This window comes from Bifidobacterium catulorum (assembly GCF_003129925.1).
Lineage (GTDB): Bacteria > Actinomycetota > Actinomycetes > Actinomycetales > Bifidobacteriaceae > Galliscardovia > Galliscardovia catulorum.
In genome coordinates this window covers 146,112-161,162 of sequence record NZ_QFFN01000001.1, presented here as the reverse complement: position 1 = coordinate 161,162, position 15,051 = coordinate 146,112, and the positions used below count along the sequence as shown (strand labels likewise).

Annotated in this window: 15 protein-coding genes and 2 tRNA genes; 11 read left to right on the top strand and 6 right to left on the bottom strand. The window is 61.6% G+C overall.

Features of this window, described 5'->3' with window-relative positions; translation table 11 throughout:
* Positions 1–438, bottom strand: a complete 438-nt coding sequence (locus tag DF200_RS00695) for a TaqI-like C-terminal specificity domain-containing protein (RefSeq protein ID WP_500676575.1) — start codon at positions 436–438, stop codon at positions 1–3.
* On the opposite strand from DF200_RS00695, the gene DF200_RS00690 reads away from it, so the two are divergent.
* Together DF200_RS00690 and DF200_RS00685 are read left to right on the top strand one after the other, a co-directional pair.
* Entirely contained in the window at positions 426–1,055 is a 630-nt protein-coding gene (locus DF200_RS00690; RefSeq protein ID WP_109136375.1) for a master DNA invertase Mpi family serine-type recombinase, read from the top strand. The two genes, DF200_RS00695 and DF200_RS00690, sit on opposite strands and share 13 nt — an antisense overlap.
* A gap of 69 nt (positions 1,056–1,124) precedes the next feature.
* Positions 1,125–2,186: a hypothetical protein gene (locus DF200_RS00685; protein WP_109136374.1), complete on the top strand. Its 1,062-nt coding sequence runs from the start codon at positions 1,125–1,127 to the stop codon at positions 2,184–2,186.
* On the opposite strand, the gene DF200_RS10745 is transcribed toward DF200_RS00685, so the two are convergent.
* Positions 2,158–2,466, bottom strand: coding sequence for a hypothetical protein (locus DF200_RS10745; protein ID WP_158275733.1), 309 nt, complete (start codon positions 2,464–2,466; stop codon positions 2,158–2,160). The two genes, DF200_RS00685 and DF200_RS10745, sit on opposite strands and share 29 nt — an antisense overlap.
* Positions 2,467–2,530: 64 nt before the next feature.
* Here DF200_RS10745 and pyrG point away from each other — a divergent pair, with 64 nt between their 5' ends.
* The 7 genes from pyrG to DF200_RS00645 all read left to right on the top strand — a co-directional run bounded on the left by pyrG (position 2,531) and on the right by DF200_RS00645 (position 10,729).
* On the top strand, positions 2,531–4,192 hold the full coding sequence (gene pyrG / locus DF200_RS00675; protein ID WP_109136373.1) for a CTP synthase: 1,662 nt from the start codon (positions 2,531–2,533) through the stop codon (positions 4,190–4,192).
* A 295-nt stretch (positions 4,193–4,487) separates the two neighbouring features.
* Positions 4,488–6,005 (top strand): Fe-S cluster assembly protein SufB, encoded by a 1,518-nt coding sequence (sufB, locus tag DF200_RS00670; protein WP_109136372.1) that lies wholly within the window; start codon positions 4,488–4,490, stop codon positions 6,003–6,005.
* Position 6,006: 1 nt separating this feature from the next.
* Positions 6,007–7,278: a Fe-S cluster assembly protein SufD gene (gene sufD, locus DF200_RS00665; RefSeq protein ID WP_109136371.1), complete on the top strand. Its 1,272-nt coding sequence runs from the start codon at positions 6,007–6,009 to the stop codon at positions 7,276–7,278.
* Between the two features lie 35 nt (positions 7,279–7,313).
* Positions 7,314–8,093: a Fe-S cluster assembly ATPase SufC gene (gene sufC / locus DF200_RS00660; protein WP_109136370.1), complete on the top strand. Its 780-nt coding sequence runs from the start codon at positions 7,314–7,316 to the stop codon at positions 8,091–8,093.
* Positions 8,094–8,107: 14 nt separating this feature from the next.
* Positions 8,108–9,382 (top strand): cysteine desulfurase, encoded by a 1,275-nt coding sequence (locus DF200_RS00655; RefSeq protein ID WP_109136369.1) that lies wholly within the window; start codon positions 8,108–8,110, stop codon positions 9,380–9,382.
* Between the two features lie 110 nt (positions 9,383–9,492).
* Positions 9,493–10,089, top strand: a complete 597-nt coding sequence (gene sufU / locus DF200_RS00650; protein WP_109136368.1) for a Fe-S cluster assembly sulfur transfer protein SufU — start codon at positions 9,493–9,495, stop codon at positions 10,087–10,089.
* Positions 10,090–10,135: 46 nt separating this feature from the next.
* Entirely contained in the window at positions 10,136–10,729 is a 594-nt protein-coding gene (locus tag DF200_RS00645; protein WP_109136367.1) for a metal-sulfur cluster assembly factor, read from the top strand.
* A 143-nt stretch (positions 10,730–10,872) separates the two neighbouring features.
* On the opposite strand, the gene glgC is transcribed toward DF200_RS00645, so the two are convergent.
* The 4 genes from glgC to DF200_RS00625 form a co-directional block, all read right to left on the bottom strand.
* Complete coding sequence (glgC, locus tag DF200_RS00640) at positions 10,873–12,117, bottom strand: glucose-1-phosphate adenylyltransferase (RefSeq protein WP_109136366.1); 1,245 nt, start codon at positions 12,115–12,117, stop codon at positions 10,873–10,875.
* A 183-nt stretch (positions 12,118–12,300) separates the two neighbouring features.
* Positions 12,301–13,164 (bottom strand): TrmH family RNA methyltransferase, encoded by an 864-nt coding sequence (locus DF200_RS00635; protein WP_109136365.1) that lies wholly within the window; start codon positions 13,162–13,164, stop codon positions 12,301–12,303.
* A gap of 80 nt (positions 13,165–13,244) precedes the next feature.
* A tRNA-Leu gene (locus tag DF200_RS00630) sits at positions 13,245–13,332 on the bottom strand.
* A gap of 220 nt (positions 13,333–13,552) precedes the next feature.
* Positions 13,553–13,640, bottom strand: a tRNA-Leu gene (locus DF200_RS00625).
* Between the two features lie 96 nt (positions 13,641–13,736).
* Here DF200_RS00625 and DF200_RS00620 point away from each other — a divergent pair.
* Positions 13,737–14,546 carry a 16S rRNA (uracil(1498)-N(3))-methyltransferase gene (locus DF200_RS00620; protein ID WP_109136364.1) on the top strand — a complete coding sequence of 270 codons (810 nt, stop codon included), beginning with the start codon at positions 13,737–13,739 and terminating at the stop codon, positions 14,544–14,546.
* A gap of 117 nt (positions 14,547–14,663) precedes the next feature.
* A complete protein-coding gene (locus DF200_RS00615) occupies positions 14,664–15,002 on the top strand; it encodes a histidine triad nucleotide-binding protein (RefSeq protein ID WP_109136363.1) in 339 nt (112 codons plus the stop codon).
* The last annotated feature ends 49 nt before the right edge of the window (positions 15,003–15,051 follow it).

Sequence of the window (15,051 nt, the reverse complement as noted above, 5' to 3'; positions counted from 1 at the left end):
TTACAGTCGGCGAATCTCTTCTGGAGACAAATCGTAGCAGTTTGCGACTAAATCGTCGATTTCATGTTCCGAATCCTCTGACGACAAACCCTGCATACGCTTATTCTGTGCGGATTCAGCAAGCCGTCTTATGCGCTCGCGGATAGAATCATTGACATCCTTCGGCAGGGGAATCTGCTCTACGAACATGGGCTTGTACTCCATGTATCCACCGCTGCGAGTGACTCCTAGTTGATGCACATACCAGTCCGCCGCTGAGGAATTCAACACGCCGAGGATGAACCAATCATCAGTAGCGATAAAAGGCGAAGGTGCGCTGATGATTGCGTCGTCCTTCACCATTGCATATTGTGCGCGCATACACAGGTTGCCCCAAGTGATTTTCGGTTGCGCGAAATCGCCCCTTAGTCTGCGACACTGTCCATATGATTTACGGATACATCAGAGTAAGCAGCGACAAGCAGACCGTCGAGAACCAGCGGTTCGAGATTCGACGGTTCGCCAAGGTGCAGGGGCTGGCAATAGACCAGTGGATATCGGAGACCATCAGCGGGACCAAATCCGTGGACAAACGCAAGCTTGGCATACTGCTTGAAGACGTTTCCAAAGGTGACCTCATCATCTGTTCGGAACTATCCCGATTGGGGCGCAGCCTGTTCATGATCATGGATGTATTGAGTCTGTGCATGAGCAAGGGAGTACGCATCTGGACCATAAAAGACAACTACCGCTTGGGCGATGACATCCAAAGCAAGGTATTGGCGTTCGCGTTTGGGCTATCCGCGGAGATTGAGAGAAATCTCATTAGCCAGCGCACCAAGGAGGCGCTGGCGCGGAGAAGGGCCGAGGGCGTTGTGCTGGGGCGGCCGGTCGGTAGCAGTCCGGCCAAGGTCAAACTCACCGGCCACGAGGACGACATACGTGCCATGCTCTCCGAAGGCCGCACCAAAGCCTATATCGCCAGAAGATACGGTGTTCATCGTGCAACGGTCGGGCGATTCATCAATTCGAGAATGGGAGAGGTCGACAAATCGGATTCGTGCACCAATGAATGATATGCATCGGGCTTTGTCCTGTTATCTATTGCGTCGGAGAGCCCGACATGATGAAGACAAGGAAGCAGAATGAAGAGCCTTACGAAGATTATCGGCCTGATGGCCGCATGCGTCATGATTGCGCCGCTGTCCGGATGCGGTGCTCTGGACGGAGCCCAAAGCTCCGCTCGCGAAATCATGAACGCCGTTGAGAAGGGGGACGTGAACGGGGTCGTATCCCGCAGCGTCAGTGACGTGAACGAAAACACTCCGCTGTTCGACGGGAAGCCCGAGGAACCCATCGCCGACGTCAAGGTCGGGCAATCGCAGAAGAACGCGGACGGAACGCGTACCGTGCCGGTCTCCTATACCGTGGCGGGCAATCAGCAGACGACCAATCTGACCATGGAGAAGAACAGCTCGGGTAAGGGGTGGGTCGCAATCGATCCCGACCTGTTCAGGAACGTGTCCTCGTATGATGATTCGCTGACCATAGGCGGAAAAAACGGTTCCGACCACTATCTGATGGTGCCGGGGGTGTATCGGGTCGCCGCCAAGGGCGACTGGTACAAGGGATCATGGAAGCTTCCCGTCACGGCCAATCCCAATCCCGTGGAAGCGTTGTCGGTCGAGATCAACGGTGATGACATGAAAAACATCGAGGTCACCGACGCCGTCAAGACGAGCACGAAGATTCAGCGGTCCCTAGTGGACAATATCGTTGATCTGCCCATGTGCGACAAGCTGCAGGAGCTCTATCTCAACGGCGAGGATTCCGCGTTGGTCGTGGGAGACAGCATCTCCCATGCATGCGTGTACCAGGTGTCCGACGTCACGCCGACCATCACGAAATATGAGAGAAACGCCGGCGGCACCGTAGACCTTACCTATGATGTGAGCATCACGGGAACCATGCCTGAATTCAAGAACGTCGGTCAGGATGCGAAAAGCGATGACGAATGGACGTGCCAGAATGTGTCCGGCACCAATGCTCCTGTGCAGTGCGCACGGTTCGTGGAGCAGACGAAGACGGTGGAGAACCTGAAATCATCCTGCGGATTTGACTCGGCATGCTACTTTGTCTCCGGCGACCAGACCGCCACCGAATCGGCGATAGCTGACGTCATCTATGCCGGCCACGGCACCGACTGACGTGCTGCTCGATAACGGTGACATCGATTTCTTCGATGTCAGACAGTGCCGGCTGCTTGCGGGATGGTTGGAGGCGCGACTTGATCAGCCGGTCGATTCCCGGTTGGCTGATCTGTACCACTAACTCGACGATTTCGCTCGCCGCGCCATCGAATACGGTACCGGCGTGGTCATTGAATTCTGCGGCGGCGTGCAATGAAAAGTTCCTTTTCGTGCCGTTGACCGGAGGTGCGGTGGGCGCCGCCAATGCGCCGACCGATAACAGCGTGTTCCATCTCAAGGGATGAAACCAAGTAAAACACGCCCACACGCCGCGTCACGCACGGATGATAAAGTGAAATTCCATGGTTAGAAGAAAACATGGCATCGCGCAAGAGCACATCACCAAGCACATCTTCGTCACCGGCGGAGTCGTGTCCTCGCTCGGCAAGGGACTCACGGCCTCGTCCCTTGGCCGTCTTCTTCGCAGCCGTGGCATCCACGTTCTGCAGCAGAAGCTCGATCCCTACATCAACGTCGATCCGGGTACCATGAACCCGTTCCAGCACGGCGAGGTCTACGTGACCGAGGACGGCGCCGAGACGGATCTCGACATCGGCCACTACGAGCGCTTCCTCGACGTCTTCCTCTCCCAGAAGGCCAACGTCACCACCGGTCAGGTGTATCAGGAGGTGCTGCGCAAGGAGCGCGCCGGTGAATACCTCGGCCAGTGCGTGCAGGTCATCCCGCACATCACCAACGAGATCAAGTCCCGCATGCGCGCCCAGGCGTCCGACGACGTCGACGTGATCATCACCGAGATCGGCGGCACCGTCGGCGACATCGAATCCCAGCCGTTCCTTGAGGCCGCCCGCGAGGTGCGCCGCGACATCGGCTCCGACAACTGCATGTTCGTGCACGTCTCCCTCGTGCCGTACATCGCCGCCGCCCATGAGCTCAAGACCAAGCCCACGCAGCATTCCGTCATGATGCTGCGTCAGCTCGGCATCGCCCCCGACGCGCTCGTGCTGCGCTCCGACCGTCCGCTCAACCAGGGCATCAAGGACAAGATCTCCCTGATGTGCGACGTGGACGAGGAGGGCGTGGTCAACTGCGTGGACGCGCCTAGCATCTACGATGTGCCGAAGACCCTGTTCAATGAGGGCCTCGACGCCTATGTGGTGCGCGAGCTCGGTCTGCCGTTCCACGACGTCAACTGGGCCGAATGGTCCGACCTGCTCGACCGCGTGCATCATCCGAAGCATGAGGTCAACGTCGCCATCGTCGGCAAGTACATCGACCTGCCCGACGCCTACCTGTCCGTCACCGAGGCCATCAAGGCCGGCGGCTTCGCCAACTGGGCCAAGGTCAACGTCAAGTGGATCGCCGCCGACGAGTGCGAGACCGAGTCCGGCGCCGCCAAGGCGCTGGCCGACGTCGACGGCATCGTCATCCCCGGCGGTTTCGGCATCCGCGGCATCGACGGCAAGATCGGCGCGCTCAAGTACGCCCGCGAGCACAAGCTGCCCGCCCTCGGCCTGTGTCTGGGACTTCAGTCCATGGTCATCGAATACGCCCGTCACGTCCTCGGACTTGAGGACGCCAACTCCTCCGAGTTCGAGCCCGACTGCGAGAACCCGGTCATCGCCACCATGGAGGAGCAGAAGGACATCGTCGCCGGCAAGGGCGACATGGGCCACACCATGCGACTGGGCAGCTACCCGGCCGAGCTTGAGGAAGGCTCCCTCGTCGCCCAGCTGTACGGCACCACGCACGTCACCGAACGCCACCGCCACCGCTACGAGGTGAACGTGGCCTACAAGGACCGCCTACGCGAGGCCGGTCTGCGCATCTCCGGGCAGAGCCCCGACGGCGAACTCACCGAGTTCGTGGAGCTGCCGCAGGACGTGCACCCGTTCTATGTGGCCACGCAGGCCCACCCGGAGTTCAAGAGCCGTCCGACCAAGCCGCATCCGCTGTTCGCCGGACTGGTCAAGGCCGCGCTCGACCACCAGTCCGCCCGCTGAGCTGGCAGACGGCTGTTCGACGGCCGTGACCATCGTCGAAACAGCAGATAAAACATGATGAAACCCGCCGAATACGAAGTTCGGCGGGTTTCCTCGTATCGGAATGCGTTGCGTTCCGTATGGGCATGACGCCCATACGGAACGATGTAATCTTTCTCACGTTCATTGATGGATAATATTCGGAATGGCGACTAGCGTTGTTCGTGGCATTCTGTTAGCTTTGCTACGGACAACAGCACTGTACTTTCGTCAAGAGTTCGGTCCTGTGTGGCCGGACGAATGGAGGCAGCTCAAGGTGACGGATGAGAACACGCCGCAGGAGGCCCCGAACAAGGGGGCCGCGGCGGCCGACGTGGAGATGAGCCAGTATGTGGCCGACCGTTCCCGCGTCAACGAGGACAAGATCAAACAGGACGACGAGATCATATCCCAGTTCGGCGAATACAGCTACGGCTGGCATGATTCCGACGCCGCGGGCGAGGCGGCGAAGCGAGGCATCGACGAGAACGTCGTGCGCGCCATCTCCGCCGACAAGAACGAGCCCGAATGGATGCTCGACATGCGTTTGCGCGGATTCAAGGCGTTCCTTGACAAGCCCATGCCCGACTGGGGCGTGGACCTCTCCGGATTCAACGCCGACGACTTCAAGTACTATGTGAAGCCGATCGACAAGCAGGCCAAGACCTGGGACGAACTGCCCGACGACATCCGCAACACGTATGATCGTCTCGGCATCCCCGAAGCCGAAAAGAACCGTCTGGTCTCCGGCGTCGCCGCCCAGTACGAGTCCGAGGTCATCTACAACTCCATTCAGGAGGACCTGAAGAAGCAGGGCGTCATCTTCGTCGACACCGACACCGCCGTGCGCGAATACCCTGACCTGGTGCGCAAGTACTTCGGCACCGTCGTCTCCCCGGAGGACAACAAGTTCGGCGCGCTCAACACCGCCGCATGGTCCGGCGGATCGTTCGTCTACGTGCCGAAGGGCGTGCACGTGGAGATTCCGCTGCAGGCGTACTTCCGCATCAACACGCCGGCCATGGGCCAGTTCGAACGCACGCTGATCATCGCCGACGAAGGCTCCTACGTGCACTATGTGGAAGGCTGCACCGCCCCGATCTGGTCCGAGGACTCGCTGCACGCCGCCATCGTGGAGATCGTCGTCGAGAAGCACGCGCGCGTGCGCTACACCACCGTGCAGAACTGGTCGAACAACGTGTACAACCTCGTCACCCAGCGCGCCTACGTGCGCGAAGGCGGCACGATGGAATGGGTCGACGGCAACATCGGCTCCAAGGCCACCATGAAATACCCCGCCTGCATCCTCGCCGAACCGTACGCCAAGGCCAGCACCATGTCGCTCGGCTTCGCAGGCAAGGGCCAGTATCAGGACACGGGCGCCAAGATGATCCACCTCGCCCCGCACACCTCATCCACCATCGTGGCGAAGTCCATCTCCCGCGGCGGCGGCCGATCCGCATACCGCGGCCTGGTCAAGATCGTCAAGGGGGCCGAGGGATCCTCCAACTCCACCGTATGCGACGCCCTGCTCGTGGACGACTACAGCCGTTCCGACACGTATCCGCACGTGGACGTGCGCGAGGACGACGTCTCCATGGCCCATGAGGCCACGGTGTCGAAGGTATCCGAAGACCAGCTCTTCTACCTGATGAGCCGTGGACTCTCCGAAGAGGAGGCCATGGGCATGATCGTACGAGGATTCGTGGAGCCGATCAGCCGCGAGCTGCCGATGGAGTACGCGCTTGAACTGAACCGACTCGTTGAACTGCAGATGGAAGGATCGGTGGGCTGATATGACCGACGCAACGAACAGCGAAACCACGAACGAGCAGACCGCTGCGGAGGTCGCGGCCGAGCTCAACATTCCCGTCGCCGACCTCAACGATCCCTACGCCGTCCCCGCGCTCATGCCTTCAAGCGCCGACAAGGCGCCGCGCTCCTTCAGCCCGGATGATTTCGCCGAGCCCACGCGCAAGCAGGATGATTGGCGATACACGCCGATCGACCGCATCGAGGAGTTCTTCGACGTGTTCAAGCCCAGCGGCGAGACCATTGTGGAGGTCGGCGCCATCGACGGAACCGAACTCGACGCCGACAACGTGCGGCTCTACCAGACACGCATCGACGAAGCCCCGTCCGGCACCGTGTCCAAGCCGACCGACCGTGCGGCAGCCGTCGAATGGACGTCCGGCACCACCGCCACCGTCGTGGAGCTCACCGGCGAACTGCGCTCCCCGGTGCTGGTGAAGGTGAAGGGGGCGGGGCTCGGCCTCGACGCCTTCCATCTGGTCATCAAGGCCGACGACAGGGCGCACGGTGACGTGATCGTGGAGCATGAGGGCAAGGCGCGCCTTGCCGAAGGCGTCGAGATCACCACCGGCAAGGACTCCCATATCTCCACCACCTTCGTGCAGGAGTGGGATCCGGAATCCAAGCATGTGGGCAACCATCGCATCCACGTGGGCGAGGGCGCGTCCCTGCGTCATTCGGTCGTCACGCTCGGCGGCGACGTGGTTCGTCTGCGCATGGACCAGGATTTCGGCGGCCCGCAGAGCGAGCTCAACATGCTCGGCATCTACTTCGTCGACCCCGGCCAGCACATCGAGAACCGCACGATGGTGGTGCACAACCATCCCGAATGCAAGTCCCGCGTGGTCTACAAGGGCGCGCTCGACGGCAAGGGCGCGCACTCCACCTGGGTGGGCAACGCGCTCATCCAGCCCACCGCCCCGGGAACCGACTCGTACGAGCTCAACCGCAACCTCGTGCTCACCCCGGGCGCCATTGCCGACTCCGAACCGAACCTTGAGATCGAGAACGGCAACATCATCGGCGCCGGCCACGCCAGCTCCGTCGGGCGCTTCGACGATGAGGAGCTGTTCTACCTGCAGTCCCGCGGCATCCCGGAGACCGAGGCCCGCAAGCTCGTGGTCCGTGGCTTCTTCGCCGAGCTGATCGAGGAGATCGGCATCCCGTCCATCTCCGAGCACCTCATGAACGTCATCGACCGCCGACTCGCCCGCGGCGAAAGCGCGGCCATGGCCGCGGTCCTTGAGGAAAAGTAACGACGACAAGCACGACAGATTTTAGGAGAACAACAATGTCAACATTGGAAATCAAGGACCTGTACGCCTCCGTGGAGACCAAGGACGGCCGCAAGCAGATTCTCAAGGGCGTCAACCTCACCGTCAACTCCGGCGAGACCCACGCCATCATGGGCCCCAACGGCTCCGGCAAGTCCACACTCGCCTACACTCTGGCAGGCCACCCCAAGTACGAGGTCGATTCCGGCCAGGCCCTGCTCGACGGTGAGGACCTGCTCAAGATGACCCCGGACGAGCGCGCCAAGGCGGGCCTGTTCCTCGCCATGCAGTACCCGGTCGAGGTCCCCGGCGTCTCCATGACGAACTTCCTGCGCACCGCCAAGACCGAGGTCGACGGCAAGGCCCCCGCCATCCGCACGTGGGCCAAGGAGCTCGGCGAAGCCATGAAGCGTCTGCGCATGGACCCGAAGTTCGCCTCCCGTTCCGTGAACGAAGGCTTCTCCGGCGGTGAGAAGAAGCGTGCCGAAGTGCTTCAGCTCGAACTGCTCAAGCCCAAGTTCGCCATCCTCGACGAGACCGACTCCGGCCTCGACGTCGACGCGCTGCGCATCGTCTCCGAAGGCGTGAACCGCGCCAAGGACGCCAACGACTTCGGCATCCTCATGGTGACGCACTACACGCGCATCCTCAAATACATCAAGCCCGACATCGTGCACGTGTTCGCCGACGGCCACTTCGTGAAGACCGGAGGCCCCGAGCTGGCCGACGAGCTTGAGGAGAACGGCTACGACCAGTACCTGCCCGAGGGCGCCGACTCCGAATCGGCGTTGGCCTGAGACGGGAGAACACCATGGTGGATTTCAAGGCAATTCGGGAGCAGTTCCCGATTCTCGATCAGCGTGTCCACGGGCATCCGCTCGTCTATCTGGACTCGGCGGCCACGTCTCAGAAGCCACAGTGCGTCATCGATGCGGAGTCCGAGTTCTACCGCACCATCAATGCCGGAGTGCACCGCGGTGCCCATGAACTCGCCGCATTGAGCACCGAGGCCTTCGAACAGGCCCGTGCCAAGGTCGCCCGCCTCGTTGGCGCCGCCTCGGACGAAGGCGAGGAGGAGATCGTCGTCACCGGTGGCGCCACCGCGGGACTCAACCTGCTTGCCACCGCCATCGGCAACGCGTCACTAGGCCGTGGGGGAGAGGCTGCCAAGCGTTTCGCCCTCAAGCCCGGCGATGAGATCGTGGTCTCCGAGGCGGAGCACCATTCCGTGTTGCTACCGTTCCAGGAGCTTGCCGCCCGAACCGGCGCCACGTTCAAATGGCTTGGACTCACCGAAGACGGCCGCGTACGCACCGACAACCTCGACGAGGTCATCACCGAACGCACCAAGGTCGTCGCCGTCACGCATGTGGGCAACACCACCGGTGCCATCACCGACATCGCGCCCATCGTCCGTCGTGCGCATGAGGTCGGCGCCGTGTTCATCCTTGACGCCTGCCAGTCCGTTCCGCATCTCAGGGTCGACTTCCATGCCCTCGACGTGGACTTCGCCGCATGGAGCGCCCACAAGATGTACGGCCCCACCGGCGTGGGATTCCTCTACGGTCGCCGTGAACTGCTTGAGGCATTGCCCCCGGCCAACTTCGGCGGCTCCATGGTCGAGCTGGCCTGGATGGATAAGCCTGCCCAGTACATGGAGCCTCCGGCGCGCTTCGAAGCCGGCACGCAGCCCGTCGCCCAGGTCGTCGCGGCCGGGGTCGCCGCCGAGTGGCTCATGAACATCGGCATGGAGAACCTCGAAGCCCATGAGAAGTCCATCGCCGCCGAACTGCTCAAACTTGGCGATATTGACGGCATCCGCATCCTTGGGCCGCGCGAGAACGTGGACCGCATCGGCACCGTGGCCTTCGACGTCAAGGGCGTGCATCCGCACGACGTGGGCCAGTTCATCGACGCCCAGGGCATCGCCATCCGCGTCGGCCATCACTGCGCACAGCCCGTGCACCGTCATTTCGGCCTGTTTGCCTCGAACCGCGCTTCAAGCGGCATCTACAATTCCGTTGACGACGCCAAGGCGCTCATCGAAGCCGCAGGCAGGGTCCGCTCCTTCTTCCGCGCCGAATAAGACACGGGTCGGGGTCGAATCCCGCGCGACGTCGATGGTGGCCCGTCATGCCGGTACGCCTACGGCATGACGGGCCACCGACGTCATAGCACATCGCTAGGTTAGAGGGCATGGCAGATTACGGAATGAGCTCCGAAGAACTTGAGCAGATGTACCAGGAAGTCATCCTGGAGGCTTCGAAGAATCCCCATGGCAAAGTCCGGTTCGCCTCCGCTGAGGCTGCGAACACCATAGGCATCGACAGTCTCAGCACCGGGGAAAGCACGTTGCAGGCCAGCCACGAATACTGTGTGCCGGCCCAGTCGCACCAGTTCAATCCCACCTGCGGAGACGAAGTCACCGTCCGCGTCGAAATCTCCGATGGCAGCGACGGCAGGCCGCAGCACATCGAACAATTGGTATGGGACGGCCAAGGCTGCTCCATCTCGCAGGCGAGCCTGTCCATCATGGTCGATCTCGTCGACGGCAAGACCGTGGACGAGGCCATGGAGCTGTTCCACACGTTCCACAGGCTCATGGAATCGCGAGGCAACGGCCTCAACGACGAACGACTGGAGGAATCACTCGGCGACGCCGTAGTGTTCCAGGGCGTTTCACGATACCCCATGCGCATCAAGTGTGCTTTACTGGGATGGGAGGGCCTGAAGGACTCCATGGCGCAGGCGTTGGCCCATATGACCGGCGATGCAGACGGCAAGCAGGCATAGCACGACGAACCTGTATACTCATAGATTTTCGACGAAGGAGGCGTACATGGCAGACGACAATCTTGTGCCCGAACCACAGGATTCGGTCTATCAGTCCGTACAGCGAGCCCTCGGCAACGAGGAGGACGCCAAGAAGGTCATGATGAACCCGAATCTCGCAGGTTCCATCGGCAGGAACAATACCGGCACCGGCAGCGACAAGCAGTCGGCAGATGCCTGCGGCTGTGGCAACGACCATGGCTCATGCGGCTGCCCGGATTCCGACGGAGAGCCGGACATCCCCCTGAAGGCCATCGACGACATCGGCCGCGCCACCGCGCGCGACGTGCAGGAGGCCCTGCATCAGGTCATCGACCCCGAACTCGGCATAGACGTGGTGGACCTCGGCCTTGTCTACGGCATCGAGATCGATGAGCTCGGCCGCGCCATCATCACGATGACGCTTACCACGCCGGCATGTCCGCTCACCGATCTCATCGAGGACGAGACCGCCAGCGTGCTCGCCGGGCTGGTCGAGGAGTTCCGCATCGACTGGACGTGGACCCCGCCGTGGAGCATCGAGAAGATCACGCCGGAGGGACAGGCCCAGCTCGCCGCCCTCGGCTTCAACTTCGACAATCTGCCCACCTACGGCGCGTAGACCCGCCACGCGTGCGCCCGCGTAATCGTGGGCAGTGCGTGACACATCAATACCAACGAATCAGGCTCCCATCCCCGGCAGGGGAGGGAGCCTGATTCATATCGGATGCATCGACCGACGGTCTGACCATCAATCGAGGATGATCAGTCCGTGACGATGGTGCCCTTCGGCACGACGGTGATGCCTTCGGCCGTCACCGTGAAGCCACGTTCGAGGTCACGCTCGGTGTCGATGCCGACGGTCGCGTTCTCGGTGAGCACGACGTTCTTGTCGAGAATCGCCTTGTATACGCGTGCGCGGCGGTTGATGACGACGTTGTTGAACAGAATCGAATCGACGATCTGCGACCACGAGTGGATGCGCACATTCGGGGAGATGACCGAATGATGCACCTCGCCGCCGGATACGATGACGCCGGGGGAGACGATCGAGTCGGTGGCGTGTCCGAGGCGGTCACGGCCGGCATGCACGAACTTGGCGGGCGGCAGCGAGCCGGAATAGGTGTAGATCGGCCATTCGGTGTTGTACAGGTTGAATTCCGGCACATAGGCGATGAGGTCCATGTGCGCATCATAGAACTGCTTGATCGTACCGACGTCACGCCAGTAGGCGTGGTCCTTCTCCGTGGATCCGGGGATGTCGTTGGTGGTGAAGTCGTAGACGCCGGCCTCTCCTCGGGAGGCGAAGTACGGGGCGATGTCGCCGCCCATGTCGTGCTTGGTGTCCTTGGCCTTCTCATCCTTGCGCAGCGCGTCGAACAGGGCGTCCGTGTTGGCCACGTAGTTGCCCATGGAGGCGAGCATCATCGAAGGGTCGTCGGGCAGTCCGGTGGTGGTGGCCGGCTTCTCCTCGAAATGCGTGATCACGCCGGGGTGGTTTGGATCGGTGTTGATGACGCCGAACTGGTTGGACTGGCTGATCGGCTGGCGGATGCCGGCCACCGTGAACTCTGCGCCGGAGTCGATGTGCGACTGCACCATCTGCTGGAAGTCCATGCGGTACACATGGTCGGCGCCGACGATCACGACGATGTCGGGCTTGACGTCCTCGATGATGTTGATCGTCTGGTAGATCGCGTCGGCGGAACCGAGGTACCAGTGCTTGCCGAGACGCTGCTGTGCCGGCACGGGGGATACGTAGTTGCCCAGAAGCGAGGAGAATCGCCAGACCTGCGAGATGTGGCGGTCAAGCGAATGCGACTTGTACTGCGTCAATACGATGATGTGCTGGAAATCCGAATTTACCAGATTGCTCAGCGGAAAGTCGATGAGACGGAACACGCCTCCGAACGGGACCGCCGGCTTCGCCCTGTCACGGGTGAGCGGCATCAGGCGTGTGCCTTCGCCGCCAGCCAGAACGATCGAGAGTACTTTCGGGCTTCTCTTCATGGGTATCCCCTGCCTTTTTACTCGTCGGTGAGTGAAACAATAACTCTATATTGTCACAAAAACCATGATGTTGGGGGCAGGTGTCGTCCGATATTCGCTTTTTTATCAATCGTTTGCCATGGGGTAGCGTGGTGGCCATCCCGTGTTAGCATTCCGTGGCCGTCCCGTTCACGCCCGCGTTCGTCATCGTCGTCGTGTCGCCCAGAAGGTCACGGCGCTTGACGCCGCTACATTGAGACTGTCCACGCCGTTGCTCATCGGGATCTTCACGGTCAGGTCGGCCTTGGCGATGGTATGCCGGCTCAGTCCGTCGCCTTCGGTGCCGAAGATCATGGCGAGCCGGTCGATGTGCTCTGGCGTGTCGGGCGTGTTGAGCCGTTCGACCAGATCATCCAGCCCGATGGAATCGTCGCTCAGGGCGAGCGCTGCCGTGGTCAGTCCGCATGCGTGGAGTTCGTCCATGCCCTTCCACGGCCAGTAACGGCGGTCGTCTCCGCCGATGCGTGTCCACGGCACCTGGAACACGGTTCCCATGGACACGCGTGCGGCGCGACGGTACAGCGGGTCCCCGCACGACGGCGTGACGAGGACGGCGTCCACGTCCAATGCCGCGGCGGACCGCATGAGCGCGCCGATGTTGGTCGGGTCCACGATGTTCTCCATGACCGCCACACGCGAGGCGCCGCGGCAGATGTCCTCGACGGAGGGAAGCGTCCATCGTCTCATCGTCGCCAGGGCGCCGCGATGCAGACGGTATCCGGTGATCTTCTTCAGCTCCTCGGGGGTGGCGATGTAGACGGGGACGTCCTTGCCCCAGCGGTCGTCGACGAAATCGAATTCCTTGGACATGCCGTCGAGCCATGGTTCCTCGACGAGGAACGACACCGGTTCCACGTTCGCCGCCAGGGCCCGATCGATGACCTTGGGGGATTCGGCGATGAACATGCCCATGGACGGCTCCAGCCGGTTGCGCAGCTGTGGCTCCGTCAGATGGGTGAAGGATTTCAGACGTTCGTCGTCGATGGATTCGATATGTTCCAGTCGCATGTCGGCGTTCCTTGGATTGTCGGTGGCTCGGATTGTCGGTGAATACAAGAAAACCCCTTGGATTCCAAGGGGTTCGTCTGTGTCCGGAGCGGGACTTGAACCCGCACGGTTGTATAAAATAACCACTAGCACCTCAAGCTAGCGCGTCTACCATTCCGCCACCCGGACAGGTGCCGTGTTTGGCAACGAGATGGAACTATAGCATCACAGCAGGGGTATCTGTCAAATCAGAACAATATCCGGCGTGTCGTGACGACGGGGAGGTGTCGCGGACCGCGGTGCGGCCTGTGGGATATGACCCATACCCGCCTGTGCCCCGGCTCTGGTCCGTCGTATGAAAGAGTCGGTGAATACAAGAAAACCCCTTGGATTCCAAGGGGTTCGTCTGTGTCCGGAGCGGGACTTGAACCCGCACGGTTGTATAAAATAACCACTAGCACCTCAAGCTAGCGCGTCTACCATTCCGCCACCCGGACAGGTGCCGTGTTTGGCAACGAGATGGAACTATAGCATCACAGCAGGGGTGTCTGTCAAATCAGAACAATATCCGGCGTGTCGTGTACGTTTGAGCCATGACTTTTCCGCTTTTCCTCATCGACCCCAGCAAGGACGAGACCCCGGTCAACAGCGACGAACGGCTGCATGACGGATGGGTGATCACCGTACCGGAGTATGTCGCGCGTCATGCATTCAAGGCGATGCGCCTGGGGCCGGGGGAGAGGCTCTATCTTTCCGACGGGCGCGGCCTGCGTGTCCTCGCCACGGTGCGCGACCCCGCCAGCCGCCAGGTCATGGTCGAGGAGGTGGGCCGCGATCCCGCTCCGGTGACGCGTCTGCGCCTGATACAGGCCCTCGCCAAATCAGGCCGCGACGAGCAGGCCATCGAAACCGCCACCGAGGTGGGCGTGGATCTGGTCATGCCGTGGCAGGCCAACCGCTCCATCGTGCAATGGAAGGGCAATAAAGAGGCCAAGGCCGCCGGCAAATGGAGGCAGATCCTCAACGCGGCCACCGAACAGTCCCGGCGCACATGGGCTCCGGAGCTGGAGTCCAAGGCGACCAGCCGCAATATCGTGGAGATGTGCCTGCGCTCCGGCGTGCACGGCGATATGGTCATCGTGCTGCATCAGGACGCGACCGATACGTGGGACTCCATCGAAGACAGGGTCCGCGACATCTCGGAGCGTTGCCTCGACGACGGCAGGCCGCGGACGATCAGTGTGGTCGTGGGGCCTGAAGGCGGCATAAGCGAGGAGGAGGTCTCATCGTTCGTCGAGGCCGGCGCCAGCGCGGTGGTTCTCGGCGGCAACATCATGCGGGCGTCGAGTGCCGGGCCGGTGGCCCTGGCGTTGCTGTCGCGAGTTCTCGGGCGGTTCGCGTAGGACAGTCGGAATGAACGTTGGGTGAACCGTGTTCTCTAAGCGCGTGGTGATGTCGGGGATTATCCCAAGTGCGCAATAGCATGAAAACGTAATCCACATCATACAAGGAGCGGCTCCATGAGCAAGGACAACGACTGCCTGTTCTGCAGGATCATCGCCGGGGAGATCCCCAGCGAGAAGGTGTACGAGGACGACACCACCTATGCATTCAAGGACATCAATCCCAAGGCGAAGGTGCATGTGCTCGTCGTTCCGAAGAAGCATCATCCGAACGTCGCCGCCCTCGCCAAGGAGGATGCCGGGCAGCTCGCGCACATGGTCCAGGTGGCCCAGTCCATCGCCGACGAAGCGTTCCACGGCGAGTACCGTCTTGTGTTCAACACCGGCAAGGACGCGGGGCAGACGGTCTTCCACGTGCACGCCCACGTGCTCACCGGCGAGGTGCTTGACGAGTAGCGCGGACGCGGCCGGTGGACGACGTCCGGCCGCCGACAGAACCGACGTG